Below are 26085 nucleotides of genomic sequence, written 5' to 3'. Positions count from 1 at the left end.
CCTGCTCACTAACCGATAAGAAAAAATCACGCGTCCCGCAGCGATTGCAGCGCGGGCCGCGCCAGCACATGCCGCAGGCTCAGCCAGCCGCCCACGCCGGCGCACGCGATGCCGGCGGCAATGCCCGCCGGCAACAGCCAAAGATTGAAGCTCAGATAAAACTCGAACACCCGCGTCGCCAGCACGTAGCCGATGGCCTGCGCGCCGGCCGCCGCCATCAAGCCCGCCAGCGCGCCCACCGCGACGAATTCGGCGATCTGCACCGCCCGCACCTGTCGATGCGAGGCGCCCAGCGCACGCAGCAGCGCGGATTCTCGCATACGCTCATCGCGCGTGCCGGCGAGCGCCGCGTACAGCACGAGCACGCCCGCCGCCAGCGTGAACGCGAACAGGAATTGCACCGCGCCGATCACCTGCTGCAACACGCGCTGCACCTGCGCGAGAATCGGGCCGGTGTCGATGGCCGTGAGGTTCGGATAGGCGGCGATCAGGCCGTCGACGGTCGACCGCTTTTCCTGCGGCAAATGGAAGCTCGTGATGAACGTCGCCGGGAAATCCTGCAATGCCGCGGGCGGCATCAGCACGAAAAAGTTGACCTTGAACGAACCCCAGTCGAGCTTGCGCACACTCGTGACCGGCGCGTCGATCTGCAAGCCGGTCACGTCGAAGCGCAGCATGTCGCCGGGCTTCACGTTGATCAGTTTGGCGAGGCCCTGCTCGATCGAAATCTGCGGCGTTTTCGTGTCGCCGTACCAGGTGCCGGCGGCGAGCCGGTTGTCGTCGGGCAACTCAGTCGTGTACGACAGATTGAATTCGCGATCCACCAGACGTTTGGCGTCGTCGCCCTTGAATGAATCGGGATTGACCGGCTTGCCGTTGATCGCCGTGAGCCGTCCGCGCACCATCGGCGCGAGCACCGTGCCGGGCACGCCGTGCGTGTTCAGATACTGCGTGACGGCGTCGCGCTGGTCGGGCTGAATGTCGATGATGAATTCGTTCGGCGCATCGGGCGGCGTCGATTTGCGCCAGCCGGCCACGAGGTCGTTGCGCGTCATCGCGATCAGCAACAGGCACATCAGGCCGATGCCAAGCGCGGTGATCTGCAATGCGCTGGCGCTGCTGCGCCGTTCGAGCGACGCCAGCGCATATCGCCAGCCGATGCTCGCATTCACACGCTCGCTGCGCACGACCCGCGCCGCGCCCCACAGCGCCAGCCGCGCGATGCACGCGAACACCAGCATCCCGCCCGCGAACCCGCCCGCGACGATTCCGCCGAGCTTCAACTCGCCCGCCGCGATGATCAGCAGCGCGGCGAATAGCGCAATGCCGAGCGCGTAAGCCGCCCACGCCGTGCGTCCTGCTTCGCCCCACTCGCGGCGCAGCACGCGCACCGGCGGCACGCGCGTGAGCGGCAACAAGGGCGGCAATGCGAAGCCCAGCAGCAGCACGAGGCCGGCCGCGATGCCTTCGAGCGCCGGCCATGCCGTCGGATAGGGAAGCGCGACGTCGATCAGACTGCCGAGCCACGTGAGCAGCGCGAGATGCCCCAGGAAACCAAGCGCCACGCCCAGCGCGCCGCCGATCAACCCGAGCCCGACGAATTCGAGCGTAAAGAGCGCACGCAAAGTCGACTGGCTGACGCCGAGGCAACGCATCGCCGCGCAGCCGTCGAGGTGCCGGCGCATATACCTGTGCGCGGCCATCGCGATCGCCACGGCCGCCAGCAACGCGGTGAGCAGCGAGACGAGCGTGAGGAAGTGGCTCGCGCGATCGAGCGTCTGGCGCACTTGCGGCTGACCGTCCTGCAGCGATTCGAGCGCGACGCCGCGCATCTTGCCGCCGTCCACGCGCTCATGCGCAAACTGCGCGAAACGCTTGACGGACTCGTCCGCGCCCGCGACCAGCAGGCGGTACGTTACGCGGCTGCCGTAGGTGACGAGACCGGTCGACGGCACGTCGTCGGCGCGCAGCATCAGGCGCGGCGAGAAATTGACGAACGAGAAACCGCGGTCGAGTTCGCGCGTGATCACCGCGCCGATCGTGAAGTTGCGGCCGCCGACTTTCACGCTATCGCCGACATGCACCTTCAACGCGTCGAGCAGCGCCTGATCGACCCACACGACGCCCGGCGGCGGAATCGAGCGCGCAGGATGGTCCGCCGCGCCCGGCGCCGACGCAATGCGCAACGCGCCGCGCAGCGGATAACCCGGCGACACCGCCTTGATGGCGGCGAGCCGCGAGACCGGCTGCGCGCCGGTCGAATTGATCATGCTGGGAAAGATCGCCGTGCTGGCGGTATTCAGGCCGAGCGCCTTGGCTTGCCCGGCGAATTGCGGATCGACCGGATGATCGGCCCGCACGATGAAGTCGGCGGCAATCATGCGCCGCGCGTCGCGCTCGAGCCCCTGGTGCAAGCGGTCAGCCAGAAAGCCGACGCTCGACAGCGCCGCGACGGCCAGCACCAGCGCCAGCAAAAGCATCGTCAACTCGCCCGCGCGCCAGTCGCGCGACGTCATGCGAATGGACTGGCGCACCAGATCCATGCCACCGAACCGGCGCGTCGTCGTCGGTAACGCTCTGCGCGCGGCGGAACCCCGTACCGTATCGCTCAATCGTGCCTGCTCCTGGCGAAGCGCGACACCATGTGCGTCGCCATACCGCGAAAACCGCCCTGCACCCCGCGCCAGAGACGCGGCAACGCCCAACCGGCCAGCATCAGGAAACCGATCATCAGCACCAGAAACACCAGCGGCACGAACAGCGCGAGCAGCATGCCGCCGAACACGAGCCCGTCTTCAGCGGTTGAGGTCACCACATTGGACACCGGTTCCGGCGACAGATTGATCAACGCGCGCGTGCCGGCCTTGGCGAGGTGCGCCGTGCCGGCGAGCGTGCCGCCCGCGAGCGCGGCCACGGTCAGCAGCGCCGGATCGGCATGGCCGAGCGCGCCGGCGGCCAGCACAGCGCCTGCCGGAATACGAATGAAGGTATGGACCGCGTCCCACAGCGAATCGAACGCGGGGATTTTGTCGGCGAGGAATTCGGTGACCGTGAGCACGCCCGCCACGCCGATGACCCACGGCGAGGACAGCGCGGACAGCGTATCGGGGAGATGGACGAGGCCGAGACGGGCGAACACGCCGGCCAGCAGGACTGTCAGATAGAGGCGCAGGCCGCTGCCCCATGAGAGCCCCGCCGCGAGCGAAAGTGATTCAAGCATGGCCGCCTCCAGGCGCGCTGTGCGTGCCGGGCGTCTCGACGGGCCACAAATGGGGCCGCGCATCGAAGTCGTCAGACCCGCGCCAAGCCGGTCGCGCCAAATGGGCCGCGGACAATTTCAGGTTGGATTCGATCTCATTATAGCCACGTTAATTCGCAGAACGCAGAGCGGCGAATAAATGGGCGGCTTTAATGGAGGTGCGGGCCGGGCGCAGACAGATGGCTGACGACGCCCGGCGGCGGTTTGAAGTGCGGGACTCAGTGCCCGGAAGACAGCTTCAGGCCGATCAATCCGATCACGATCAGCGCGGCGCTGGCGACGCGCGCGACGCTCAGCGCCTCGCCCATCATCACGATCCCGAAGATGAACGCGCCGACCGCGCCGATCCCCGTCCATACCGCGTACGCGGTGCCGAGCGGCAACTGACGCATGGCCATGGCGAGCAGCACAAAGCTGCCGAGCGCCGTCACGACCGTGAACACGGACGGCCAGAGCCGGGTAAAACCTTCGGAGGTTTTGAGACCGGCTGCCCACGCGACTTCGAGCAAACCGGCAATCAACAGAAGAATCCAGGACATGAGACAGCTCCATGGTCAGATGGGGCCGTCCCCGTTTGTGAAACCGCAAGGTCGTCCTTACGATCTGTAATTATACCAACATCGCCCGAGGCCGCCGGCGGCCGCTCGCTGCCGGGACACGCGTGCCGCCGTGGCAAATTGTCGCCACACGCTCAAATCGCGCCCACCAGCCGGTATCCGACACCCGTCTCCGTGACGATGTGTTCCGGCTGCGCCGGGTCGCGCTCCAGCTTGCCGCGCAGATGCGCCATATAAATGCGCAAATAGTGATGGCTCTCGACATGCGAGGGCCCCCACACGTCGCGCAGCAACTGGCGATGCGTCAGCACCCGGCCGGCGTGGCGCACGAGCGTCGCCAGCAGCCGGTATTCGATCGGCGTCAGATGGACCGCCGCGCCATCGCGGCTCACCTGCCGCAAGGCCAGATCGACCATGACCGTGCCGAAGCGCACTTGCGGCGTCTCGTTCGCGCCGCCCTGATTGCGCCGCCGCATGTGCGCGCGAATCCGCGCCAGCAACTCGGACACGCCGAACGGCTTGGTGAGATAGTCGTCCGCGCCGGCATCGAGCGCGGCGACTTTCTCGCTTTCCTGGGTGCGCGCCGACAGCACGATCACCGGCAGCTCGCTCCAGCCGCGCAGTTCGCGGATCACGTCGAGACCGTCGGTGTCGGGCAGGCCGAGATCGACAATCACCAGATCCGGCTTGCGCGTCGCGGCTTCGACGAGACCCTGCTTGCCGGTTTCGGCATCGTGCACGACGATGCCCTCGCCTTCCAGCGCGGTTCGCACAAAGCGGCGAATCTGCTTTTCGTCTTCAATCAGGACGACGGTGATGCTCGGGTCACTCATGACTAGGCTTGGAAAGCGAATTAAGAGTTGAATCGCTGCCGGTGTCGGCGTGGGTCAAGGAATCGGCGCCTTCGTTTTCCAATGCATCGGGTGCGTCGGGCGGTGTGTCCACCGGCAGCGTGAACCAGAACCGCGCGCCCTCGACACGGCCGTCCGCCGCAACGCGATTGAGCGCGCCGATTGTACCGCCGTGCGCTTCCACGATCGCGCGGCAGATTGCGAGTCCCAGGCCGATGCCCGGCTTGGCCGATTCCTTCTCGCCGCGCGTGAATTTCTCGAACACGCGCGCTTCCATGCCGGCGGGCAGGCCCGGGCCGCTATCGTCGACGCTCACGCGCACGAACGACTTGCCGTCCGCGTCGAGTCGCTGCGCACCGATCGTCAGCGGCGTGGCCGGCGCGGTGTATTTGGCGGCGTTCTCGAACAGGTTGGAGAAGAGGCGCTCCATCAGCACGGCGTCGAGGTGCAAGAGCGGCAGATCGGCGGGCAGTTTCACCTGCACCGGATGATCCGCCAGCACGCGTTTGCACGCGCGCAGCGCGGCGCCTACCGTCTCTTCCAGCAGCGTCCATTGCTGGTTCAGTTGCAGACTGCCCGCCTGCAACCGCGCCATGTCGAGCAGATTCGTCACGATGCCGGTCATGCGCAGCGCTTCCTCGTGAATCGCTTCGACCAACTCACGGTTGGGCTGCGACTCGGGCGCTTGCTCCAGCATCGACGAAAAGCCGACGATGGTCGTCAACGGTGTGCGCAGATCGTGCGAGATCGCCGACAACAACGAGTTGCGCAAGCGCTCCGATTCCATGTTGACGAGCGCATCGCGCGCGATATCGACGTAATGCACCCGCTCAAGCGCGAGCGCGATCTGCGCGGCGAACGCGTCGAGCATGCGCTGCTGCTCGGGCACGTCGAGCTCACCTTCGTCGCGCATCACCACAGCGAGCACGCCGCGCGTGCGCATCGGCGCCTTCAGCGGCAGGTAAAGCGCGGCGGCGGCCGGCAGCGTGTCGGTGCCGTGGCCGGCCGGCTTCTGCTGATCGTAGACCCATTGGCCGACATCGCTATCGAGCATCTCGCCTTCGAGCGTGATCGCCGCGTCCGGATCCTCGATCTTCTGCTTCACCTGATCGGCGCTGTCCGGCAACAGAATCGCCACGCGCGCGCCAAACACCTCGCTGACATGACGGCTGCCGATGCCGACGATCTGTTCCATGGTCAGCGCCGCGGCCAGTTCGCGCGCCATCGCGTACATCGCGCCGGTACGCTGCTCGCGGCGCCGCGCCACGCTCGCCTCGCGGCGCAGGCTCGAGGTGAGATGGCTGATCACCAGCGAGGTCAGCAGCATGCCGAAGAAGGTCAGCAGATATTGCGTATCGGAGACCGACAGCGACATGCGCGGCGGCACGAAGAAGAAATCGAACGCGGCCACGCTCATGAACGACAGCAGCACGCCGGGCCCGCGCCCCAGTTTCACCGCCGCGAAGATCACGCCGAGCAGATACAGCATGACGAGATTGGTCAGATCGATATGATCGATCAACTGGCTCGCCAGCAACGTGATGGCCGCGCAGATCAACAGCGCGAAGCCGTAGGCGCGCGGCGGCGAGCGGCGCTCGCGCGCCGCGCTCAGCGCCTCGCGCCATGCGTTCGCGGTGGTGTTCAACAGATGCCGATGCTCGCCGCCGTCGCGCTCGGACGAGGCGCGAATCAACGTGAGATCGAGATCGCCCGCGTTTTCGGCGATCCGTTCGCCGAGCGGACGACGCAGCCAGCGCCTCAAGCCCGTGCGTGCCGACGCGCCGGCCACCAGCTTCGACACGTTGCGCGCCTGCGCATAGCCGATCAACGCGACAGCCGCGTCGGCGGCCGCGAGCGTGGCGGTTTCGGCGCCGAGTTCCGCGGCGAGCTTCAGCGCGTTCAGCGTGCGTTCGCGGCGCGCATCCGGCAAACGCTGCAAGGCCGGCGTTTCCACATAGACGGCGATCCAGTCGGCCTTCAGGCTGGCCGCCAGACGCGCCGACGCGCGCACCAGCATCGGCGCTTCCGGGCCGGGGCCGACGCACACCAGCAAGCGCTCGCGCGCCTGCCAGATGCGCTGGATCGAACGGTCAGCGCGGTACTCGTGCATTTGCGCATCGACGCGATCCGCGGTACGGCGCAACGCCAGCTCGCGCAGCGCGATCAGATTGCCTTTGCGAAAGAAGTTGCGCACCGCGCGCTCGGCCTGCTGCGGCATGTACACCTTGCCGTCGCGCATCCGGTCGAGCAATTCCTCGGCGGGCAAATCGACCAGTGTGACTTCGTCGGCACGGTCGAACACGCGGTCCGGCACCGTCTCCCAGACCCGAATGCCGGTGATCTGGCCGACCACGTCGTTCAGACTTTCGAGGTGCTGGACATTGACCGTCGTATAAACGTCGATGCCCGCGTCGAGCAGCTCATACACGTCCTGCCAGCGCTTCAGATGCCGCGCGCCCTGCACGTTCGAATGCGCGAGTTCGTCGACGAGAATCAGCGCCGGCTTGCGGGCCAGCGCGGCGTCGAGATCGAACTCGTTGAGCTTGCGGCCGCGATATTCGATATGCGCGAGCGGCAGCACGTCGAGACCGTCGAGCAGCGCCGCGGTTTCAGTGCGCCCATGCGTTTCAGCGATGCCGACCACCACGTCCGCGCCTTCGTCATGACGGCGGCGCGCGGCCTGCAACATCGCATAGGTTTTGCCGACGCCCGCCGACGCGCCGAAAAAAATCTTCAGCCTGCCTCGCTGACGTTTTTCTTCGTCGCGTTGCAGCTTGTCGAGCAACTCATCGGGATCGGGGCGGTTCATGCTCAATGGTTTTCATCGTTGGACGAGCGTCGGTGTATGCATGGTGGCACGGCGTCGGCGCGGCCGCAAATAACGGGCACTGTTGCGTCTATTGCGTCGCGCCGTCAAAAGGCAAAGGCGGAGTCGCGGACGCCGCCTTTGTGAAGCGAAGCGCTGTTGCGCTACGTCGATCAGCCGTGCTTCATCTCATCCAGCGCCAGGTTCACTTGCAGCACGTTCACGCGCGGCTCACCGAGAATACCGAACTGACGGCCGCTCGTATAACGATCCACCAGCGCCTGCACGTCATTCGCTGCGAGCTTGCGTGCCTTGGCGACGCGCTCGATCTGATAAGCCGCCGCGGCCGGGCTGATCTCCGGATCGAGACCGCTGCCCGAGGACGTCACCAGATCGACCGGCACCGGCTTCGACATATCGGTGCCGGCGGCTTTCAACGCGTCGAGGCGGCCTCTGATTTCATCGAGCAACGCCGGATTGGTCGGACCGAGGTTCGAGCCGCCTGAACCCTGCGCGTTGTACGGCATCGGACTGGTGGCCGACAGGCGGCCCCAGAAGTATTGCGGCGCATCGAACTGCTGGCCGATCAGCTTCGAGCCGACCACCTTGCCGTCCTGTTCGAGCAGGCTGCCGTTGGCCTGATCGTGGAAGGCCGCCTGACCGACCGCGGTCATCACGGCGGGATAAGCAAGTCCGGTGACGGCGGCGAGCACCGCGAAGATCACGATCAACGGACGCAACAGATTTTTCATGATGAATGATTCCTTGTGAACTGGCGCACTGGTGCACTGGCGAACTGGCGCTTAGACCCAGCCGAACGCGGCCAGCACCATATCGATCAGCTTGATGCCGATAAACGGCACGATGATCCCGCCCAAACCGTAGATCAGCAGATTGCGGCGCAGCAGGATCGCCGCGCCCAGCGCGCGATAACGCACGCCCTTGAGCGCCAGCGGAATCAGCAGCACGATGATCAGCGCGTTGAAAATCACCGCCGACATGATCGCCGAGGCCGGCGTGGCCAGATGCATCACGTTGAGCGCATTCAGCGCCGGATACGTCGTGGCGAACGCGGCCGGAATGATCGCGAAGTATTTGGCGACGTCGTTGGCAATCGAGAAGGTGGTGAGCGAACCGCGCGTCATCAGCATCTGCTTGCCGATCTCCACGATCTCGATCAGCTTGGTCGGATTCGAATCGAGGTCGACCATATTGCCGGCTTCCTTCGCGGCCTGCGTGCCGGTGTTCATCGCCACCGCGACGTCGGCCTGCGCGAGCGCCGGGGCGTCGTTGGTGCCGTCGCCGGTCATTGCCACGAGGCGGCCTTCGGCCTGGTGCGCGCGGATCGTGGCGAGTTTCGCTTCCGGCGTGGCTTCGGCGAGGAAATCGTCGACCCCGGCTTCCGCGGCAATCGCCGCCGCCGTCAGGCGGTTGTCGCCCGTCACCATGATGGTCTTGATGCCCATTTTGCGCAGTTCGGCGAAACGTTCCTTGATGCCGCCCTTCACCACGTCCTTCAACTCGATCACACCGAGCACGCGCGCGCCCTGCTCGCCCTTCTCGGCGACCACCAGCGGCGTGCTGCCGCGCCGAGCGACGTCGGCCACGGCGTTGCTGACTTCATTCGGGAAACGGCCGCCGTTAGCTTCGACGTAGTTCTTCACCGCGTCGGCCGCGCCCTTGCGAATTTCACGCCCCGGCAGATCGACGCCGCTCATGCGCGTTTGCGCGGTGAATGCGAGGAACGTGGCATGCAGCGAGGCCATATCGCGCTGACGGATGTTGAAGCGCTGCTTCGCCAGCACGACGATGCTGCGGCCTTCCGGCGTTTCGTCGGCAAGCGACGACAGTTGCGCGGCATCCGCGAGCGCTTCTTCCGTCAAGCCCGGTGCCGGCACGAACTGCGAAGCCTGGCGATTGCCGAGCGTGATGGTGCCGGTCTTGTCGAGCAACAGCACATCGACGTCGCCGGCCGCTTCCACCGCGCGGCCCGAGGTGGCGATCACATTCGCCTGCATCATGCGGCTCATGCCAGCCACACCGATCGCCGACAGCAAACCGCCGATCGTGGTCGGAATCAGGCACACCAGCAGAGCGACCAGCGCGGTAATCGTCACCACGTGGCCCGCTTTCGCCGCTTCGACCGAAAACATCGAGAACGGCAGCAGCGTCGCGGTGGCGAGCAACATCACGATCGTCAAGGCGACCAGCAGAATCGTCAGCGCGATTTCATTCGGCGTCTTCTGACGCTTTGCGCCTTCCACCATCGCGATCATGCGGTCGAGGAACGCTTCGCCCGGATTCGCCGTGACGCGCACAACGATCCAGTCCGACAGCACGCGCGTGCCGCCCGTCACCGACGAAAAGTCGCCGCCCGACTCACGGATCACCGGCGCGGATTCGCCCGTGATCGCGGATTCGTCGACCGACGCGACACCGTCGATTACTTCGCCGTCGGCCGGGATTACGTCGCCAGTTTCGACCAGCACCACGTCGCCCTTGCGCAGATCGGAAGCCGTCAGAATGCGGATCGGCGACTTCGGATGCGGCTCGTTCAGCTTCTTGGCCATCACGTCTTTCTTCGCGCTGCGCAGCGACGCCGCCTGGGCCTTCGAACGGCCTTCGGCGAGCGCTTCCGCGAAGTTGGCGAACAGCACCGTGAACCACAGCCACAAGGTGACCGCGAGAATGAAGCCCGCGGGCGCCTCGGCCTGGCCGCCGAGCGCGGCGATCCAGAGAATGGTCGTGAGAATGCTGCCCACGTACACGCAGAACATCACCGGATTGCGGAACTGCGTGCGCGGCGTCAGCTTCTTGAAGGAGTCCACGATCGCCGGGCGCAGCAGCGCTGGGTCGAACATGGACCGGGTTGCATTATGTTCAGTCATTGAATCCTCGAATTTCCCGTTTGCGCCTGTTCAGTCGTTGGTCGCTTGTGCCATCCCGACGGGCCGCCTCAATGGGCGCCCATCATGATCAGATGTTCGACACCAGGACCGAGCGCGAGCGCGGGCACATAAGTCAGCGCGCCGACCAGCAGCACCGTGCCGAGCAACAGCACGACGAAGAGCGGTCCATGCGTGGGCAACGTGCCGCCCGTTACACCAATGCGCTTTTTCGCGGCCAGCGAACCGGCAATCGCGAGCACCGGAATGATCGTGCCGAAGCGGCCGAACCACATCGCGATTGCGGTGAGCCAGTTGTAGAACGGCGTGCTCACGGTGAGGCCCGCGAACGCGCTGCCGTTGTTATTGGCCGCCGAACTGAACGCGTAGAGGATTTCGGAGAAACCGTGCGCGCCGGGGTTGGCGATGCCCGCCTTGCCCGCGTCGCTCAATACCGCGATCGACGTGCCGACCAGCACCAGCAGCGGCGTGAGCAGCACGACGATCGACACCATCTTCATCTCGTACGCTTCGATCTTCTTGCCCACGTATTCCGGCGTGCGGCCGATCATCAGGCCCGCCACGAACACGGCCAGCATCGCGAACACGAGCATGCCGTACATGCCGGAACCCACGCCGCCGAAGATCACTTCGCCGAGCTGCATCAGCAGCATCGGATAGAGGCCGCCGATCGGCGTCAGCGAGTCGTGCGTGTTGGTGACCGCGCCGCACGAAGCCGCGGTAGTTGCGACCGTGAAGATGCCCGACTGCGCGATGCCGAAACGCGTCTCCTTGCCTTCCGCATTGCCGCCCGATTGCAGCGCGTTAGCCGACTGGTCGACATGCAAGGCGGCAATGGCCGGATTGCCGGCCTGCTCCGCGCTGATCTCGCCGAACACGCAGACCGCAAACGCGATCGTCATGGCGGCGAGCACGGCCACGCCCTGCTTGCGGTCGGCAATCATGCGGCCGAACACCAGCGCGAGCGACGCGGGGATGATAAGGATCGAGAATATCTGCAGGAAGTTCGAGAACGGCGTCGGGTTCTCGAACGGATGCGCCGAGTTGCCGTTGAAGAAGCCGCCGCCGTTGGTGCCGAGCATCTTGATCGCTTCCTGCGACGCGACCGGGCCCATGGCGAGGGTTTGCGTCTTCACGGGCGTATCCACCGTGACCGGATTGCCCTTGGCGTCCTTCACCGGGTTGCCTTGCGCGTCGAGCTTGGGCGCGGCATAGGAGGTGGTTTGCAGCGTCGGCACGTCCTGATAGGTCTTGAAGTTCTGAATCACCCCCTGGCTCATCAACAGCGCCGCGACAATCGCCGACATCGGCAGCAACACGTACAGCGTCACGCGGGTCAGATCGACCCAGAAGTTGCCGATGGTTTGTGCCGTGTGACGCGCGAAGCCCCGAATCAGCGCAATCACCACCACGATGCCGGTGGCCGCCGAGAAGAAGTTCTGCACGGTGAAACCGAGCATCTGCGTTAGATAACCTACCGTCTGCTCGGGCGTGTAATCCTGCCAATTCGTGTTGGTCACAAAACTGATTGCCGTGTTGAACGCGCCGTCGACCGTCATCGGGCCGAATTGCTGCGGATTACCCGGCAGCCAGCCTTGCACGCGCAACAGCAGGTAGAGAAACGCGACGCCGAGCACGTTGAAGGCGATCGTGGCGATGGCGTAGTGCTTCCAGCTCATTTCCTTCGACGGATCGACGCCCGCGATGCGATATAGCAGACGCTCGACGGGACCGCCGAAGCGGACCACGCGAGAACTGCCGTCCATCACGGCGCTCAGATAGCGGGCCATCGGCACCGCGGCTGCCAGCAGCACGACGATGAAGAGGCCCGCTTGCAGGACATTGTTCGAGTTCATTCAATGTCCTCCGCGCGCAACAGCGCATAGACCAGATAGGCGAACAGCAGCGCGGTCGCCGCGCCCGATAACCACAGAATCCAGTTCATGAGCGCGCTCCCTGCCCACGGCGGAACTGCATCAACTTCTCGCAGCCGGCAATCAACGCGAAGGTCAGCGCGGCAAACAGCACCAGCCCCCCGACATACAGCACATCCATTTTTGTTCTCCATTACACGGACTTTGGATAGCCGCAACGTTATGCCGATCCGCGTAAAGGCCTGGTCAAAGATGGCGTGGCGTGTATAAAAATCGCGTAAACGAACAAGGCTGTTCCATCCTGCGATGGAACAGCCTTGGGTGGGCTGCGTCAGGCTTTGCGGCGTGCGGCGCCGGTTTGACCAGGGCTTGGGCGCGTCCGTCGATGTGCGTTCGTTTTATACGGCCGTCGCTGCCGCGCTCGGGTCGTCGTCGTGCGTTACGGCAGGAGCACCGTCGAGCCCGTTGTGCGGCGCCCTTCGAGATCCGCATGCGCGCGGCCAACGTCCGACAAAGCGTAACGCTGATTGATGCTCGTCTTGACCTTGCCCGACACCAGCACATCGAACAACTCGGTGGACATTGCCTCGTAATCGCTGCGTTTGGCGATGTAGGTAAAGAGCGTCGGCCGCGTGAAGAACAGTGAGCCACGTCCGGCGAATTCCGACGAATCGATCGGCGGCAACGGCCCCGACGCATTGCCGAAGCTCACGAACATGCCGAGCGGCGCGAGGCAATCGAGCGAGCCCGTAAACGTGTCTTTACCGATCGAGTCGTACACTACCGGCACGCCCGCGCCGTTGGTGATCTCGCGCACGCGTTTGGTGAAGTTCTCGCGCGTGTAGACGATCGCGTGATCGCAACCGTGCGCCTTGGCGATCTCCGCTTTCTCATCCGAGCCGACTGTGCCGATCACCGTCGCGCCGAGCGCCTTCGCCCACTGGCACGCCAGCAGACCGACGCCGCCCGCCGCGGCCTGGATCAGGATCGTGTCGCCGGCTTTCACGGGATACGTGCGGCGCAGCAGATATTGCGCGGTGAGGCCTTGCAGCATCACCGAGGCGGCCTGCTCGTCACTCAACGCGTCGGGCACTTTCACCGCCTGCGCCGCCTGCAGCACACGCTCCTGCGCATACGCGCCGGGCGGACGTCCCACGTACGCGATGCGATCGCCCACCTTCAGACCGCTTACGCCCGGGCCGAGCGCCGTCACTTCGCCGGCCGCTTCCATGCCAAGACCGCCGGGCAACGGCAACGGATAGAGACCCGTGCGGAAGTACACGTCGATATAGTTCAGCCCGACCGCCGTCTGCCTGACGCGGATCTCGCCCGCGCCCGGCTCGCCGACTTCGACGTCGACCCACTTCATCACTTCGGGACCGCCGGTTTTATCGAATCGGATTGCTTTGACCATCACGTCTCCTTGAGGTTGGTTTTGATTCAGGCGTGCCGGGAGCGAAAGCTCAAACCTGTTGCGTGAGGCGCAAGGTCAGCGAGTCGAGCACCATGCGCGCCGTCGAAATGTTGGTCGCGCACGGAATGTTGTGCACGTCGCACGCGCGCACCAGCGCGTTGATGTCCGGCTCGTGCGGTTGCGGCGTCATTGGGTCGCGCAGGAAGATCACCATGTCCACGCGCCCTTCCGCGAGTTGCGCGCCGATCTGCAGATCACCGCCGTGCGGGCCCGACAGCATCCGCTCGACCACGAGGCCGTGTGCGTCGGCGATGCGCCCGCCGGTCGTGCCGGTCGCCACGATGTCGCAGCGCCTGAGCGTGTCGACGTATTCGCCGGCCAGTTTGACGATGTCGTCCTTCTTGTGATCGTGCGCGATCAGCGCGATGCGGGTGGTCATGACGTAAGACTCCTGAAACCGTTGTGATTGTCGTTGTTGTGGTGATGCTTTAGGACGTGCCGTTCAGAACGTTCCGGGATAGGCGCCGCCGTCGATCAGCCAGTTCTGTCCGGTGATATAGCCGGCATGCACGCTGCACAGGAACGCGCAGGCAGCGCCGAATTCCTCGCGGGTGCCGAAACGGCCGGCGGGAATCGTCTTCGTGCGCTGCTTGCGCGCCTCGTCGACGGAAATGTTCTGCGCCTTGGCTTGCGCCGCGAACGTGACGCCGATGCGGTCGGTGTCGAACAGCCCCGGCAGCAGGTTGTTGATGGTCACACCGGTGGGCGCGACCTTGCGCGCCAGTCCCGCGACGAAGCCCGTCAGCCCCGAGCGCGCGCCATTGGACAGCCCGAGCACGTCGATCGGCGCCTTCACCGCCGAACTCGTGATATTGACGATGCGCCCGTAACCTTTCGCGCTCATCGAGTCGATGGTCGCGCGTATCAGCTCGATCGGCGTGAGCATGTTGCTCTCGAGCGCACGGATCCAGTCTTCGTGCGTGAAGTCGCGGAAATCGCCCGGCGGCGGGCCGCCCGCGTTGTTGACCAGAATGTCCGGCTGCGGACAGACGGCGAGCGCCGCGGCCCGGCCTTCCGGCGTGGTGATGTCGCACGCCACCGTCTTCACTTCCACGCCGCTTTGCTTGCGAATCTCCGCCGCGGTCGCCTCCAGCGTCTCGGCGGTGCGCGCGACGATCGTCAGGTTGACGCCTTCGGCGGCGAGCGCTTCCGCGCAGCCGCGCCCCAGGCCTTTGCTGGCCGCGCAGACCAGCGCGGTGCGTCCTGCGATTCCCATGTCCATATGTGTGCTCCTCGTGAAGTTGTGCCGCGTGCGAGACACCGGGCCGCCGCAAGTTTTCTTACGTTCCTCAGAGGCCTGGCGTAAAGCGACAGGTCCGGGCCGCATTCTGGCGAAACCGCGGACCGCCTCGCGCGCTCACCCCTCGGCCTCAGCCTTGGCGAGATATCCCGGACCCTCGCGCGGCAAGTTTCCCCGATTCTAGAAGAATCGGTGCCGGACTGCGGCGGGCCGCTGCAATCTCCGGTATCTTCCGGCGGCACTCTTTCGGTAAACTTGCGCCGTGGCGCGTCCGCCAGCCTGCCGGTTTCCCGGCCGCGCGGCGCGCCGAACCGATCCCTCTAGCCGCCCCGTGCGCACCCGCCATGACCCAGGACAGCCGTTTTCCCAATCTCTTCATCCTCGATCACCCGCTGATCCAGCACAAGCTGTCGCATATGCGCGACCGGGATACCTCGACTCGCACGTTCCGCGAACTGCTGCGTGAAATCACGCTGCTGATGGGCTACGAGATCACCCGCAACCTGCCCATGACCACGCGCCGCCTGACCACGCCACTCGTCGAAATCGACGCGCCGGTGATCGCCGGCAAGAAGCTGGCGATCGTACCGGTGCTGCGGGCCGGCATCGGCATGTCGGACGGCTTGCTGGAACTGGTGCCGTCGGCGCGGGTGGGCCACATCGGCGTGTATCGTGCCGAAGATCATCGCCCGGTCGAATATCTGGTGCGTCTGCCCGACCTCGAAGACCGCGTGTTCATCCTGTGCGATCCGATGGTCGCGACCGGCTACTCCGCGGTGCACGCGGTCGACGTGCTCAAGCGCCGCAACGTCGCCGGCGAGAACATCATGTTCCTCGCGCTGGTCGCCGCGCCCGAAGGCGTGCAGGTGTTCCAGGACGCCCATCCGGACGTCAAGCTGTATGTCGCCTCGCTCGATTCGCATCTGAACGAGCACGCGTACATCGTGCCGGGTCTCGGCGACGCCGGCGACCGCCTGTTCGGCACGAAAAACTGAAAGCGGCCTGAAAAACGCGTGACGGCGCGCGCCGGCCGCCGTCATCGCGCACTTTTCGCGGCGTTCGCCGCTATCTCGTCCTCTGCCGCCCCCCTGCGGCGTGATAAAATTCGAATCCGCTCAAAGAGCGGCTCAATTCGCATTACCGTCGACCACACCGCCTGGCGCATCGCGCCTTTCGCGGGGCCTGGCAGGCCGGCGCGGCGTTTGCCGCGTGCGAGCCGCACCGCCCCGTCCCAATCGCGCTGCCGACTCGCGGTCCCGCCAGCCGGGCCCGGCTGGCCGCGATCAGGCTCGATACGCACAGCCACGGCGGGTTGGCCACGAACAGTTGAGCCGGACAGTCAGGCAGCGGGCGGTTTGACAGCGAGGCGCACAATACCGCGAACGCGCGCACAGGCGCGCGAACACGAGCAAGCGCCCGACATCGCAACGACAATTGCACAATGCGTGCGCCCCACCGGCGCGCGCGATGGAGAACAGGTATGGCGGGTCATTCGAAATGGGCCAACATCAAGCATAAGAAAGCAGCGGCCGACGCCAAGCGCGGCAAGGTCTGGACGCGGCTCATCAAGGAAATCCAGGTCGCGGCGCGCATGGGCGGCGGCGACATCGACTCGAACCCGCGCCTGCGGCTCGCCGTCGAAAAGGCGTACGACGCCAACATGCCGAAAGATAACGTCAACCGCGCGATCCAGCGTGGCGTGGGCGGCGTGGACGGCGCAAGCTACGAAGAAATCCGCTACGAAGGCTACGGCATCGGCGGCGCGGCGGTGATCGTGGACACCATGACCGACAACCGCACGCGCACGGTGGCGGAAGTGCGTCACGCGTTCTCGAAGAACGGCGGCAACATGGGCACGGACGGCTCGGTGTCGTTCATGTTCGATCACGTCGGCCAGTTCCTGTTCGCGCCCGGCACGGCGGAAGACAAGCTGATGGAAGCCGCGCTCGAAGCCGGCGCCGACGACGTCGTCACGAATGAAGACGGCAGTATCGAAGTGCTGTGCCCGCCGAACGATTTCCCGAAAGTGAAGTCGGCGCTGGAAGCCGCCGGCTTCAAGGCCGAACTGGCCGAGGTGACGATGAAACCTCAGACGGAAGTCGAGTTCACCGGCGAAGACGCCGTGAAAATGCAGAAGCTGCTCGACGCGCTGGAGAATCTGGACGACGTGCAGGAAGTCTATACAAACGCCGCGATCGCCGACGAATGAGCGTGCCACGGCAGCGCGTGGCGCATGCACTTGCAGTGGCACTGGCACTTGCACTTGCATGCACCCACGTCCGCGCCGCCGGCTGGCCCTCGTGTCGTTGCTGAGCGGGCGTGCGTGTGACCTCACATCGCGCGACCACCCGGGTTCGTACTGTGCCCTGCGCGCCGCCACCGGCTGCTGCGGGCTCCGCGCGAACCTTGCTGTCATTCCACGGCTGAGCGTGCTGCGTCAGCCGTTTATGGTTTTTAAGTCTCGGGGATTCACATGAAGTTACTCGTCGTCGGTTCCGGCGGTCGCGAACATGCACTCGCATGGAAGCTCGCGCAATCGCCGCGGGTTCAGCTCGTCTACGTTGCTCCGGGCAACGGCGGCACCGCCCAGGACGAGCGTCTGCGCAACGTCAACATCACCGAGCCGGCTGCGCTCGCCGATTTCGTCGAACAGGAACAGATCGCCTTCACGCTGGTCGGGCCGGAGGCGCCGCTGGCAGCCGGCATCGTCAATCTGTTCCGCTCGCGCGGTCTGAAGATTTTCGGGCCGACCAAAGAAGCCGCTCAGCTCGAAAGCTCGAAAGACTTCGCCAAGGCGTTCATGAAGCGCCACGCGATTCCGACCGCCGAATACGAAACCTTCGCCGACGTCGCCGCCGCGCACGCGTATCTCGACGCCAAAGGCGCACCAATCGTCATCAAGGCCGACGGCCTCGCCGCGGGCAAGGGCGTGGTGGTCGCGCAAACGCTGGAAGAAGCGCACGCCGCCGTCGACATGATGCTGTCGGACAACAAGCTCGGCGACGCCGGCGCGCGTGTCGTGATCGAGGAATTCCTCACCGGCGAGGAAGCGAGCTTCATCGTGATGGTGGACGGCAAGCATGTGCTGGCGCTCGCATCGAGCCAGGATCACAAGCGTCTGCTCGACGGCGACCAGGGTCCGAACACAGGCGGCATGGGCGCCTACTCGCCCGCGCCGATCGTCACGCCGCAACTGCACGCCCGCGTGATGCGCGAAATCATCCTGCCCACCGTGCGCGGCATGGAGAAGGAAGGCATCCGCTACACGGGTTTCCTGTACGCCGGTCTGATGATCGACGCGCAAGGCAACCCGAAAACGCTCGAATTCAACTGCCGCATGGGCGATCCGGAAACGCAGCCGATCATGGCGCGTCTGAAGGGCGACTATTCGAAGGTGGTCGAGCAAGCGATAGCCGGCACGCTGGATACGGTGGAACTGGAGTGGGATCGCCGCACCGCGCTCGGCGTCGTGCTCGCCGCGTACAACTATCCGGACACGCCGCGCAAGGGTGACCGCATCAACGACATTCCGGCTGAAACCGCGGATTCGGTCACGTTCCACGCCGGCACTACGCTGGCGGACGGCAAGCTGACCACCTCGGGCGGCCGCGTGCTGTGCGTGGTGGGACTGGCGGATTCGGTGCGCAGCGCGCAGTCGGTTGCGTACGAGACGATCAACCAGATCTCGTTCGACGGCATGCAGTATCGCCGCGACATCGGCTACCGTGCGTTGAATCGCAAGCACGACGTCAAGACCGACGGCAAGCACTAAGCCACGACCCCACTCGCCCGCGTGCGGCGCCAACGGCGCTACACTGCGGGTTTTCGCGGCGAGTTTCGCTTCGCTATCCACGCCCGCAGCATGACCTGGGCCGATATGAACCGACGCAGGCCCGACGTGGCCTGACCGAAGCCCGACGCGGCGGCAGTATCCCGCCCGAAGCGAAAAACCGTATGGCCGCGCCTTCGCAGGTTCCCCCTGACGCCGGCCCGGCCGTCGCCCTTCACGATGAACCCGCGGCACGACGAGCGTGCCGCCCTCAGCATCTGCATTCATGACCGATTCGAGCTACGACGCACAGGCCGTGCGCAGCTGGCTGCAAGGCCTGCAAACGCATATCGCGGACACGCTCGGCGCGTTCGACGGCACGCCGTTCGCCACCGACGCATGGCAGCGCGGGCCCGGCGAGAAGCTGCGCGGCGGCGGCTACACGCGGATTCTGGAAGGCGGCAACTTCTTCGAGCGGGCCGGCATCGGTTTTTCGGACGTCGCGGGCGACGCCTTGCCGGGTTCGGCGAGCGCCGCGCGTCCGCAACTGGCCGGCCGTGGTTTCGAAGCAATGGGCGTGTCGCTCGTGCTGCATCCGCACAATCCGCACTGCCCGACCGTGCATATGAATGTGCGTCTGCTGATCGCGACCAGGGCCGGCGAAGAGCCGGTGTTCTGGTTCGGCGGCGGCATGGATCTGACGCCGTACTACGGCTACGAGGAAGACGCGCAGCATTTCCATCGCACTTGCCGCGACGCGCTGCAACCTTATGGCGCGGACCTCTACCCGAGTTTCAAGCGCTGGTGCGACGAGTATTTCTTCCTTAAGCACCGCAACGAAGCGCGCGGCATCGGCGGGATTTTCTTCGACGATTTCTCGGCGCCGGGCTTCGACCAATCGTTCGCGATGCTCAGAAGCGTGGGTGACGCATTCCTCAAAGCGTACCTGCCGATCATCGAAAAGCGCCGCAACATTCCGTACGGGCAGGCCGAGCGCGATTTCCAGGCATACCGGCGCGGGCGCTACGTCGAGTTCAATCTGGTCTTCGACCGTGGCACACTGTTTGGGCTGCAGAGCGGCGGGCGCACGGAATCGATCCTGATGTCCATGCCGCCCGTGGCGAACTGGCGCTACAACTGGCACCCCGAACCGGGCACACCGGAAGCGCGTCTTTATAGCGATTTTCTCGTGCCGCGCGAGTGGGTGTGAGGCTCAGGCCCGCACCGCACCGCGCATCGTCACGACAAAGGATCTTCACCTGAAGCCGAACGCTCATCCTGTTGCCCTGCCTCGCCGGATCGGACTGCTCGGCGGCACTTTCGATCCGATCCACGACGGCCACCTCGCGCTCGCGCGGCGTTTCGCGCACGTGCTGCATCTGACCGAACTCGTGCTGTTGCCGGCCGGCCAGCCCTGGCAGAAAGCCGACGTCTCGCCGGCCGTGCATCGGCTGGCCATGACGCGCGCGGCGGCCAGCGAGCTGGTGCTGCCGGGCGCGACCGTGCGTGTCGCGACCGACGAGATCGAGCACGACGGCCCGACCTACACGGTCGACACGCTGCGACGCTGGCGTGAACGCGAAGGTGAGGACGCCTCGATTGCGCTCCTGATCGGCGCGGATCAACTGGTGCATCTCGACACATGGCACGACTGGCGGCGCCTGTTCGACTTTGCGCATATCTGCGCGGCCACGCGGCCCGGCTTCGACCTCGCGTCGATTCCTCCCGTGGTCGCAAAAGAAATCGACGCGCGCCGTGCCCGCGCCGACGTTCTGCAAGCCACGCCCTGCGGCCACTTGCTGATCGATACGACGCTTGCGTTCAACGTTTCGGCCACCGACATTCGCGCGCATCTGCGCGAACAGGTGAGCCAGCGGCTCGCCCTCGCGGGCGACGAACAGCAAGACCAGGCGGCGAGCCACGTCCCCACCGCGGTGTGGGACTATATTCTTCAACATCATCTGTACCACCGGTAACCCTATGGATATTCGCAAACTGCAACGCGTGATCGTCGACGCTCTCGAAGACGTCAAGGCGCAAGACATCAAGGTGTTCAACACCAGCCACCTGACCTCGCTGTTCGATCGCGTGATCGTCGCGAGCGGCACCTCCAATCGCCAGACCAAGGCGCTCGCTTCGAGCGTGCGCGAGAGCGTCAAGGAAAACGGCGGCGACATCATCAGTACCGAAGGCGAGGACATCGGCGAATGGGTGCTGGTGGATTGCGGCGACGCGATCGTGCACATCCTGCAACCGGCGCTGCGCCAGTACTACAACCTCGAGGAAATCTGGGGCGACAAGCCGGTGCGCATCAAGCTGTCCACGCCGGACCCGTTTGGCGGCGCGCGTTCGAGCGAACCCGATGAGGACGAGGACGAAGACGAAGCGGCGCCGGCCGTAAAGAAGCCCGCGCGCAAGACGGCCGCGCGCCGCAAGTAAGTCAGCCGGCGGCCTTTGGGCGACTCACACCGTTCCGGTCCGCGTTGACATTCGCGATCTTCGATCCGTCATGAAACTGCATATCCTCGCCGTCGGCCACAAGATGCCGGACTGGATCGCCACCGGCTTCGACGAATACGCGAAGCGCATGCCGCCCGAGCTGCGCATCGAGTTACGCGAAATCAAACCCGAGCAGCGTTCGTCGGGACGGCCCGCGGAAAGCGTGATGGCCGCCGAGCGGCTGAAAATCGAAGCCGCGTTGCCGAAGAACGCGCGCATTGTCGCGCTCGACGAACGCGGCAAGGACTGGACCACCATGCAGCTCGCCGGCGCCCTGCCCGGCTGGCAGCAGGACGGCCGCGACGTGGCGTTCCTGATCGGCGGCGCCGATGGACTCGATCCTCAGTTGAAAGCGCGCGCCGATATGCTGCTGCGCGTCTCCAGCCTGACCTTGCCGCACGCGATGGTCCGCGTGCTGCTTGCCGAACAGCTTTACCGTGCGTGGACCATCACGCAAAATCACCCCTATCATCGCGTGTGAGCGAATGAGGCGGCGCTGAGAATGCGCGAGCGCGGTTGGCGGGCGCGACGCCAGGTTGCGCGTCGTAGTCGCATGTTGCAGTCGCGCCTTCGCCGTGTTTCTTGGGTCGCATTTGCGGCGCTAACCGACGTGCATGCTGGCGTGCACAACAACGTGCGCGTGCCACGCGTCGTCATGCTCGCACCGCTGGTTTCCCATCACACCGATCGACGCTCGACACCCGTCGCGCCCCCACGCAATCCGCTTCATCGAGACCTGTTCATGTCCACGTCCGCCGCTTCGCTGCATCCGTTCGTCTACCTTGCTTCGCAGAGTCCACGCCGCCAGGAGTTGTTGCAACAGCTCGGCGTGCGTTTCGAACTGCTGCTGCCGCGTCCCGATGAAGACGCCGAAGCACTCGAAGCCGAACTGCCCGGCGAACGCGCGCACGACTACGTGCAGCGGGTGTGCGTCGCCAAGGCGCATGCGGCGCGCGCGCGCCTCGTGGCCGGCGGCCATGCCGCGCGGCCGATTCTGGTTGCGGATACAACCGTCACGATCGACGACGCGATTCTCGGCAAGCCCGTCGATGCCGACGACGCCGTCGCGATGCTCAAGCGCCTCGCCGGACGCGATCACGAAGTGCTGACGGCCGTGGCCGTGGTCGATGCCGAAGGCGCGCTACTGCCGGCTGCGTTATCCGTGTCGAAGGTGCGTTTTGCTGCACTGCACGCAGACGCGATCCGCCGCTATGCCGCGAGCGGCGAGCCGCTCGGCAAGGCAGGCGCGTACGGTGTGCAAGGGCGCGCCGCGGAGTTTATCGAACATATCGACGGGTCCTATTCAGGTATCATGGGTTTGCCGCTTTTTGAATCCGCTGCCCTCCTGCGTGCAGCGCGCATCGACTTCTAAAATAACACCATGAATGAAGAAATCCTGATCAATGTCACGCCGCAGGAAACGCGCGTCGCGCTGGTCCAGCAAGGCGCCGTCCAGGAACTTCACGTCGAACGAACGCTATCGCGCGGCCGCGTCGGCAACGTCTATCTCGGCAAGGTCGTACGCGTGTTGCCGGGCATGCAGTCCGCCTTCATCGACATCGGTCTCGAACGCGCCGCGTTCCTTCATGTAGCCGACATCTGGCACCCGCGCATTGCCGGCGAGCCGCAGCATCAGACACCGCATCAGCCGATCGAAAAAATCGTCTTCGAGGGGCAGACGTTGATGGTGCAGGTCGTGAAGGATCCGATCGGCACCAAGGGCGCGCGACTGTCCACGCAAGTGAGCATCGCCGGGCGCACGCTCGTGTATCTGCCGCAGGAGCCGCATATCGGCATCTCGCAGAAGATCGAGAGCGAAGCCGAGCGCGAAGCCGTGCGTGCGCGTCTGACCGCCGTGCTGCCCGCCGACGAGAAAGGCGGCTACATCGTGCGCACTATCGCCGAAGATGCGACTAGCGAGGAGCTGGCCGGCGACGTCGCGTATCTGCGCAAGACGTGGGCGACGATTCTGTCGCAAGGTCAGCGCATGCCGCCAACCAGCCTGCTGTATCAGGATCTGAATCTCGCGCAACGCGTGCTGCGCGATTTCGTCAACGACGAGTCGTCGCGCATTCAGGTCGACTCGCGCGAGACGTATCAGATGCTGGCGGATTTCGCGGCCGAGTTCACGCCGGCGGTGTCGTCGAAGCTGCACCACTACACCGGCGAGCGGCCGCTCTTCGATCTGTACAACATCGAGGCGGAAATTCAGCGCGCGCTGTCGCGCCGGGTGGATCTGAAGTCGGGCGGTTATCTCGTGATCGACCAGACCGAAGCGATGACGACCATCGACGTGAATACCGGCGGCTACGTCGGCGCGCGCAACTTCGACGATACGATCTTCAAGACCAACCTCGAAGCCGCGCACACCATTGCGCGGCAATTACGTCTGCGCAATCTGGGCGGCGTGATCATCATCGACTTCATCGACATGGAGAACGTCGAGCATCGCGATCAGGTGTTGGGCGAATTGAAGAAAGCGCTGTCGCGCGATCGCACGCGTGTGACGGTGAATGGGTTCTCGCAGCTCGGCCTTGTGGAGATGACGCGCAAGCGTACGCGTGAATCTCTTGCTCATGTGCTGTGCGAACCTTGTCCGGTTTGCCAGGGCAAGGGGCAGGTCAAGACGCCACGCACGGTGTGTTACGACGTGCTGCGCGAGATTCTGCGCGAGTCGCGCCAGTTCAATCCACGCGAGTTTCGCGTGGTGGCGTCGCAGCAGGTGATCGACCTGTTTCTCGAGGAAGAGTCGCAGCATCTGGCAATGCTGATTGATTTCATCGGCAAGCCGGTGTCGCTGCAGGTGGAGTCGAATTTGAGCCAGGAGCAGTACGATATTGTGCTGATGTGAAAGTGCTTTTTGTTTAGAAACAAACATCTGTAAAGAGAACGGCAGCCAGCTTCTCCTCTGGCTGCCGTTCTTCCCTTCCCGAATGCAATACCCGTCGTACTTGAACACTTCAACGCCTGCAAACGAACACGTCCAGACGCGCCACTTGTAGAGTTCCTACACGGCACTGTCCCAGAACGAATAGTTAGGCGTCCAAGCGGAGACACAAGATGACACGAGTTCGCGTTAACGGCTTCACCATCTCGCTCGACGGATACGGAGCAGGGCCAAACCAGGACATCGACAATCCGCTCGGCATTGGCGGGACGGATCTGCACCATTGGCTGATTCCAACACGCACGTTCCAGCGGGCCTTATTCGGCAAGGACGGCGGCACGACCGGGGTGGACGACGACTTCGCGGCTCGCGGTTTTGAGAATGTCGGGGCCTGGATTCTCGGCAGAAACATGTTCAGCCCCGTTCGTGGGCCCTGGCCGGACATGAGCTGGAAAGGCTGGTGGGGAGACAATCCGCCGTATCACGTTCCGGTCTTCATCGTGACGCATCATGCACGTCCACCCATCGAGATGGAAGGCGGCACGACGTTCCATTTCGTCACGGGCGGCATTCGCGAAGCGCTTGAAAGGGCACGCGAGGCGGCCGGCGGAATGGACGTGCGCATCGGCGGCGGAGCGAAAACGATTCAGCAGTATCTTCGCGAGAGCCTCATTGACGAACTGCACATTGCTATCGCGCCCGTCCTGCTCGGCGGAGGAGAACGGCTGTTCGAAGGGGTTGACTTGCGGGCTCTGGGATACGAATGCGTCGAATTCGTAGCGTCGGAGAAAGCCACGCACGTGGTCCTACGGCGTCAGGGGCGCGCGGGCGCCTAAGCACTGATTGCCGCGGCCGGTCCTGCGCGGGCTCTCGCACAGCGAATCGTCTCCTTCGCCTAGTCGAACGCCCGCTCCGAGAACCGCTCGATCCAGAGCGCCAGGCGGTCGGCCGCAAAGCTGGCGGCGCGTGTGCCGGCGCGGCAGACGATGGTGTCGCCTTCACGCGCGAACCGCAGGGCGCCGCCAGCTTCTTCCAGCCACAGCAGGCAGGCGAGCCAGGCGGCGTGCTCGGCCGATACGGTCTGCGCCACGGGCCGGGTGAGGAACTCACTCAATGTGGCCGGCGAAGTCCAGATCAGCGCATCGCCATCGCCGCGTACTGCGGCGCCGAGAACGTCAGCGAAAACCTGCACCGCATCGGCAGCGCTGCGCCCCGCATTCCGCGTACGCAGTTCCGCCAGGCGCGTGCCAACCGCATGGCCAAAACTGCCGCTGCATTCGCTCTCGACCCGTACCAGATCGGCGTAATCCATACGCTGCCAGTCCGGCTCCACGTTGCGCGTACCGGCCAGATCGGCACCGGCCAGATAGGTCTCCACCGGCTGAAAGCGCCCTGGCCCGATCAGGCTGACGCACAACGTCTGCACGATGCCTATGCGAGTAGCCACGGTCTGCGTCTGCAGGACGCTCAGCTTCTCGCGCACGAGCTGGTCGCGTTCCTTGCGCAGTCCCGACAACTCCAGCGCCTGCTTCATCTCCATGCGCAGCGCGCTGATGTCCCACGGCTTCTTGATATAGCGATGTATCTGGCCCTGGTTGACGGCCTCGACGGTCTGGTCCAGCTCCGAATAAGCCGTCGTCAGGATTCGGACGATGTGGGGATAGCGCTCGCGCGCATAGCGCAGAAGTTCGTTGCCATATTCGCCCGGCATACGCTGATCGGACACCAGCACGGCCAAGCTGCCGGCGTGGGCATCCAGCATTGCCTTGCCGTCCTCCACGGAGGCGCCCGTCACCACCGGCGCGATCGCACCGATGGCGCGCTCGAAATATTTGACTGCGGTGGCTTCGTCATCGACGAATAGAATCGCCGGTGGCGGTGTCTGGTTGGCAATCGTATCGCTCATGGGTAACTCCTGACTCGATCCTTGAAATTTGGGAATTCCGGCGTCACGGTCATGCCG

24 protein-coding genes are annotated in these 26085 nt (G+C 64.9%); 10 read left to right on the top strand and 14 right to left on the bottom strand.

Translation table 11 applies throughout. The annotated features are described in order from the left end of the window. Positions 1-26: 26 nt before the first annotated feature. The 13 genes from B0G73_RS10275 to B0G73_RS10215 all read right to left on the bottom strand — a co-directional run bounded on the left by B0G73_RS10275 (position 27) and on the right by B0G73_RS10215 (position 14949). On the bottom strand, positions 27-2612 hold the full coding sequence (locus B0G73_RS10275) for an ABC transporter permease (protein ID WP_181196524.1): 2586 nt from the start codon (positions 2610-2612) through the stop codon (positions 27-29). After that, the gene (locus tag B0G73_RS10270) at positions 2609-3220 is read right to left on the bottom strand and encodes a DUF4126 domain-containing protein (RefSeq protein ID WP_012432348.1); all 612 of its coding nucleotides are present in this window, start codon (positions 3218-3220) and stop codon (positions 2609-2611) included. The genes B0G73_RS10275 and B0G73_RS10270 overlap by 4 nt, the downstream gene beginning before the upstream one ends. Positions 3221-3477: 257 nt before the next feature. After that, the gene (gene sugE / locus B0G73_RS10265) at positions 3478-3798 is read right to left on the bottom strand and encodes a quaternary ammonium compound efflux SMR transporter SugE (protein WP_106280325.1); all 321 of its coding nucleotides are present in this window, start codon (positions 3796-3798) and stop codon (positions 3478-3480) included. A gap of 152 nt (positions 3799-3950) precedes the next feature. Beyond that, entirely contained in the window at positions 3951-4649 is a 699-nt protein-coding gene (gene kdpE, locus B0G73_RS10260; protein WP_106280323.1) for a two-component system response regulator KdpE, read from the bottom strand. Further along, positions 4642-7476 (bottom strand): DUF4118 domain-containing protein, encoded by a 2835-nt coding sequence (locus B0G73_RS10255; protein ID WP_106280321.1) that lies wholly within the window; start codon positions 7474-7476, stop codon positions 4642-4644. Before B0G73_RS10255 ends, kdpE begins: the two co-directional genes overlap by 8 nt. A gap of 170 nt (positions 7477-7646) precedes the next feature. After that, positions 7647-8225 carry a potassium-transporting ATPase subunit KdpC gene (kdpC, locus tag B0G73_RS10250; RefSeq protein ID WP_106280319.1) on the bottom strand — a complete coding sequence of 193 codons (579 nt, stop codon included), beginning with the start codon at positions 8223-8225 and terminating at the stop codon, positions 7647-7649. Positions 8226-8276: 51 nt separating this feature from the next. Then, a complete protein-coding gene (gene kdpB / locus B0G73_RS10245; protein ID WP_106280318.1) occupies positions 8277-10361 on the bottom strand; it encodes a potassium-transporting ATPase subunit KdpB in 2085 nt (694 codons plus the stop codon). Positions 10362-10429: 68 nt separating this feature from the next. Further along, on the bottom strand, positions 10430-12235 hold the full coding sequence (gene kdpA / locus B0G73_RS10240) for a potassium-transporting ATPase subunit KdpA (RefSeq protein ID WP_106280316.1): 1806 nt from the start codon (positions 12233-12235) through the stop codon (positions 10430-10432). Then, positions 12232-12324, bottom strand: a complete 93-nt coding sequence (gene kdpF / locus B0G73_RS10235) for a K(+)-transporting ATPase subunit F (protein WP_007583461.1) — start codon at positions 12322-12324, stop codon at positions 12232-12234. Before kdpF ends, kdpA begins: the two co-directional genes overlap by 4 nt. After that, complete coding sequence (locus B0G73_RS10230; protein ID WP_007175652.1) at positions 12321-12434, bottom strand: hypothetical protein; 114 nt, start codon at positions 12432-12434, stop codon at positions 12321-12323. The genes kdpF and B0G73_RS10230 overlap by 4 nt, the downstream gene beginning before the upstream one ends. 258 nt (positions 12435-12692) lie before the next feature. Beyond that, positions 12693-13667: a quinone oxidoreductase gene (locus tag B0G73_RS10225; RefSeq protein WP_106280314.1), complete on the bottom strand. Its 975-nt coding sequence runs from the start codon at positions 13665-13667 to the stop codon at positions 12693-12695. A gap of 49 nt (positions 13668-13716) precedes the next feature. Then, entirely contained in the window at positions 13717-14106 is a 390-nt protein-coding gene (locus B0G73_RS10220) for a methylglyoxal synthase (protein ID WP_106280312.1), read from the bottom strand. 63 nt (positions 14107-14169) lie between these two features. Next, complete coding sequence (locus tag B0G73_RS10215; protein WP_106280311.1) at positions 14170-14949, bottom strand: SDR family oxidoreductase; 780 nt, start codon at positions 14947-14949, stop codon at positions 14170-14172. 362 nt (positions 14950-15311) lie between these two features. Between B0G73_RS10215 and upp the strand changes: the two genes are divergently transcribed. From upp to B0G73_RS10160, 10 genes are all read left to right on the top strand, one after another. Next, entirely contained in the window at positions 15312-15962 is a 651-nt protein-coding gene (gene upp / locus B0G73_RS10210; protein ID WP_012432337.1) for a uracil phosphoribosyltransferase, read from the top strand. Positions 15963-16447: 485 nt separating this feature from the next. Then, positions 16448-17176, top strand: a complete 729-nt coding sequence (locus B0G73_RS10205; protein ID WP_106280309.1) for a YebC/PmpR family DNA-binding transcriptional regulator — start codon at positions 16448-16450, stop codon at positions 17174-17176. Positions 17177-17440: 264 nt separating this feature from the next. Further along, positions 17441-18739, top strand: a complete 1299-nt coding sequence (purD, locus tag B0G73_RS10200) for a phosphoribosylamine--glycine ligase (protein WP_106280307.1) — start codon at positions 17441-17443, stop codon at positions 18737-18739. 283 nt (positions 18740-19022) lie between these two features. Continuing rightward, a complete protein-coding gene (gene hemF, locus B0G73_RS10190; protein ID WP_106280303.1) occupies positions 19023-19946 on the top strand; it encodes an oxygen-dependent coproporphyrinogen oxidase in 924 nt (307 codons plus the stop codon). Between the two features lie 76 nt (positions 19947-20022). Beyond that, complete coding sequence (locus B0G73_RS10185; protein WP_308706114.1) at positions 20023-20712, top strand: nicotinate-nucleotide adenylyltransferase; 690 nt, start codon at positions 20023-20025, stop codon at positions 20710-20712. A gap of 4 nt (positions 20713-20716) precedes the next feature. After that, complete coding sequence (gene rsfS / locus B0G73_RS10180) at positions 20717-21175, top strand: ribosome silencing factor (RefSeq protein ID WP_106280299.1); 459 nt, start codon at positions 20717-20719, stop codon at positions 21173-21175. 70 nt (positions 21176-21245) lie between these two features. Next, positions 21246-21716, top strand: a complete 471-nt coding sequence (gene rlmH, locus B0G73_RS10175; RefSeq protein WP_106280297.1) for a 23S rRNA (pseudouridine(1915)-N(3))-methyltransferase RlmH — start codon at positions 21246-21248, stop codon at positions 21714-21716. Between the two features lie 261 nt (positions 21717-21977). Further along, complete coding sequence (locus B0G73_RS10170; protein ID WP_106280456.1) at positions 21978-22607, top strand: nucleoside triphosphate pyrophosphatase; 630 nt, start codon at positions 21978-21980, stop codon at positions 22605-22607. 9 nt (positions 22608-22616) lie between these two features. Next, positions 22617-24086, top strand: a complete 1470-nt coding sequence (gene rng / locus B0G73_RS10165; RefSeq protein WP_012432329.1) for a ribonuclease G — start codon at positions 22617-22619, stop codon at positions 24084-24086. Positions 24087-24295: 209 nt separating this feature from the next. Then, positions 24296-24958: a dihydrofolate reductase family protein gene (locus tag B0G73_RS10160; RefSeq protein WP_106280295.1), complete on the top strand. Its 663-nt coding sequence runs from the start codon at positions 24296-24298 to the stop codon at positions 24956-24958. A gap of 59 nt (positions 24959-25017) precedes the next feature. Here the strand turns inward: B0G73_RS10160 and B0G73_RS10155 are convergent, their stop codons facing one another. Continuing rightward, positions 25018-26028 carry a response regulator gene (locus B0G73_RS10155; protein ID WP_106280293.1) on the bottom strand — a complete coding sequence of 337 codons (1011 nt, stop codon included), beginning with the start codon at positions 26026-26028 and terminating at the stop codon, positions 25018-25020. Positions 26029-26085 lie beyond the last annotated feature (57 nt).

Origin of the sequence: Paraburkholderia sp. BL25I1N1 (genome assembly GCF_003002025.1) — a bacterium.
Taxonomy (GTDB): Bacteria; Pseudomonadota; Gammaproteobacteria; order Burkholderiales; family Burkholderiaceae; genus Paraburkholderia.
The sequence above is the reverse complement of the archived record's forward strand: the minus strand, read 5'-3'. Positions and strand labels throughout refer to the sequence as shown.

Bases quoted from the DNA above. Each gene is read 5' to 3' on its own strand.
- B0G73_RS10270 (WP_012432348.1), bottom strand. From the start codon at position 3,220: ATGCTTGAATCACTTTCGCTCGCGGCGGGGCTCTCATGGGGCAGCGGC.
- sugE (WP_106280325.1), bottom strand. From the start codon at position 3,798: ATGTCCTGGATTCTTCTGTTGATTGCCGGTTTGCTCGAAGTCGCGTGG.
- kdpE (WP_106280323.1), bottom strand. From the start codon at position 4,649: ATGAGTGACCCGAGCATCACCGTCGTCCTGATTGAAGACGAAAAGCAG.
- B0G73_RS10255 (WP_106280321.1), bottom strand. From the start codon at position 7,476: ATGAACCGCCCCGATCCCGATGAGTTGCTCGACAAGCTGCAACGCGAC.
- kdpC (WP_106280319.1), bottom strand. From the start codon at position 8,225: ATGAAAAATCTGTTGCGTCCGTTGATCGTGATCTTCGCGGTGCTCGCC.
- kdpB (WP_106280318.1), bottom strand. From the start codon at position 10,361: ATGACTGAACATAATGCAACCCGGTCCATGTTCGACCCAGCGCTGCTG.
- kdpA (WP_106280316.1), bottom strand. From the start codon at position 12,235: ATGAACTCGAACAATGTCCTGCAAGCGGGCCTCTTCATCGTCGTGCTG.
- kdpF (WP_007583461.1), bottom strand. From the start codon at position 12,324: ATGAACTGGATTCTGTGGTTATCGGGCGCGGCGACCGCGCTGCTGTTC.
- B0G73_RS10230 (WP_007175652.1), bottom strand. From the start codon at position 12,434: ATGGATGTGCTGTATGTCGGGGGGCTGGTGCTGTTTGCCGCGCTGACC.
- B0G73_RS10225 (WP_106280314.1), bottom strand. From the start codon at position 13,667: ATGGTCAAAGCAATCCGATTCGATAAAACCGGCGGTCCCGAAGTGATG.
- B0G73_RS10220 (WP_106280312.1), bottom strand. From the start codon at position 14,106: ATGACCACCCGCATCGCGCTGATCGCGCACGATCACAAGAAGGACGAC.
- B0G73_RS10215 (WP_106280311.1), bottom strand. From the start codon at position 14,949: ATGGACATGGGAATCGCAGGACGCACCGCGCTGGTCTGCGCGGCCAGC.
- upp (WP_012432337.1), top strand. From the start codon at position 15,312: ATGACCCAGGACAGCCGTTTTCCCAATCTCTTCATCCTCGATCACCCG.
- B0G73_RS10205 (WP_106280309.1), top strand. From the start codon at position 16,448: ATGGCGGGTCATTCGAAATGGGCCAACATCAAGCATAAGAAAGCAGCG.
- purD (WP_106280307.1), top strand. From the start codon at position 17,441: ATGAAGTTACTCGTCGTCGGTTCCGGCGGTCGCGAACATGCACTCGCA.
- hemF (WP_106280303.1), top strand. From the start codon at position 19,023: ATGACCGATTCGAGCTACGACGCACAGGCCGTGCGCAGCTGGCTGCAA.
- rsfS (WP_106280299.1), top strand. From the start codon at position 20,717: ATGGATATTCGCAAACTGCAACGCGTGATCGTCGACGCTCTCGAAGAC.
- rlmH (WP_106280297.1), top strand. From the start codon at position 21,246: ATGAAACTGCATATCCTCGCCGTCGGCCACAAGATGCCGGACTGGATC.
- B0G73_RS10170 (WP_106280456.1), top strand. From the start codon at position 21,978: ATGTCCACGTCCGCCGCTTCGCTGCATCCGTTCGTCTACCTTGCTTCG.
- rng (WP_012432329.1), top strand. From the start codon at position 22,617: ATGAATGAAGAAATCCTGATCAATGTCACGCCGCAGGAAACGCGCGTC.
- B0G73_RS10160 (WP_106280295.1), top strand. From the start codon at position 24,296: ATGACACGAGTTCGCGTTAACGGCTTCACCATCTCGCTCGACGGATAC.
- B0G73_RS10155 (WP_106280293.1), bottom strand. From the start codon at position 26,028: ATGAGCGATACGATTGCCAACCAGACACCGCCACCGGCGATTCTATTC.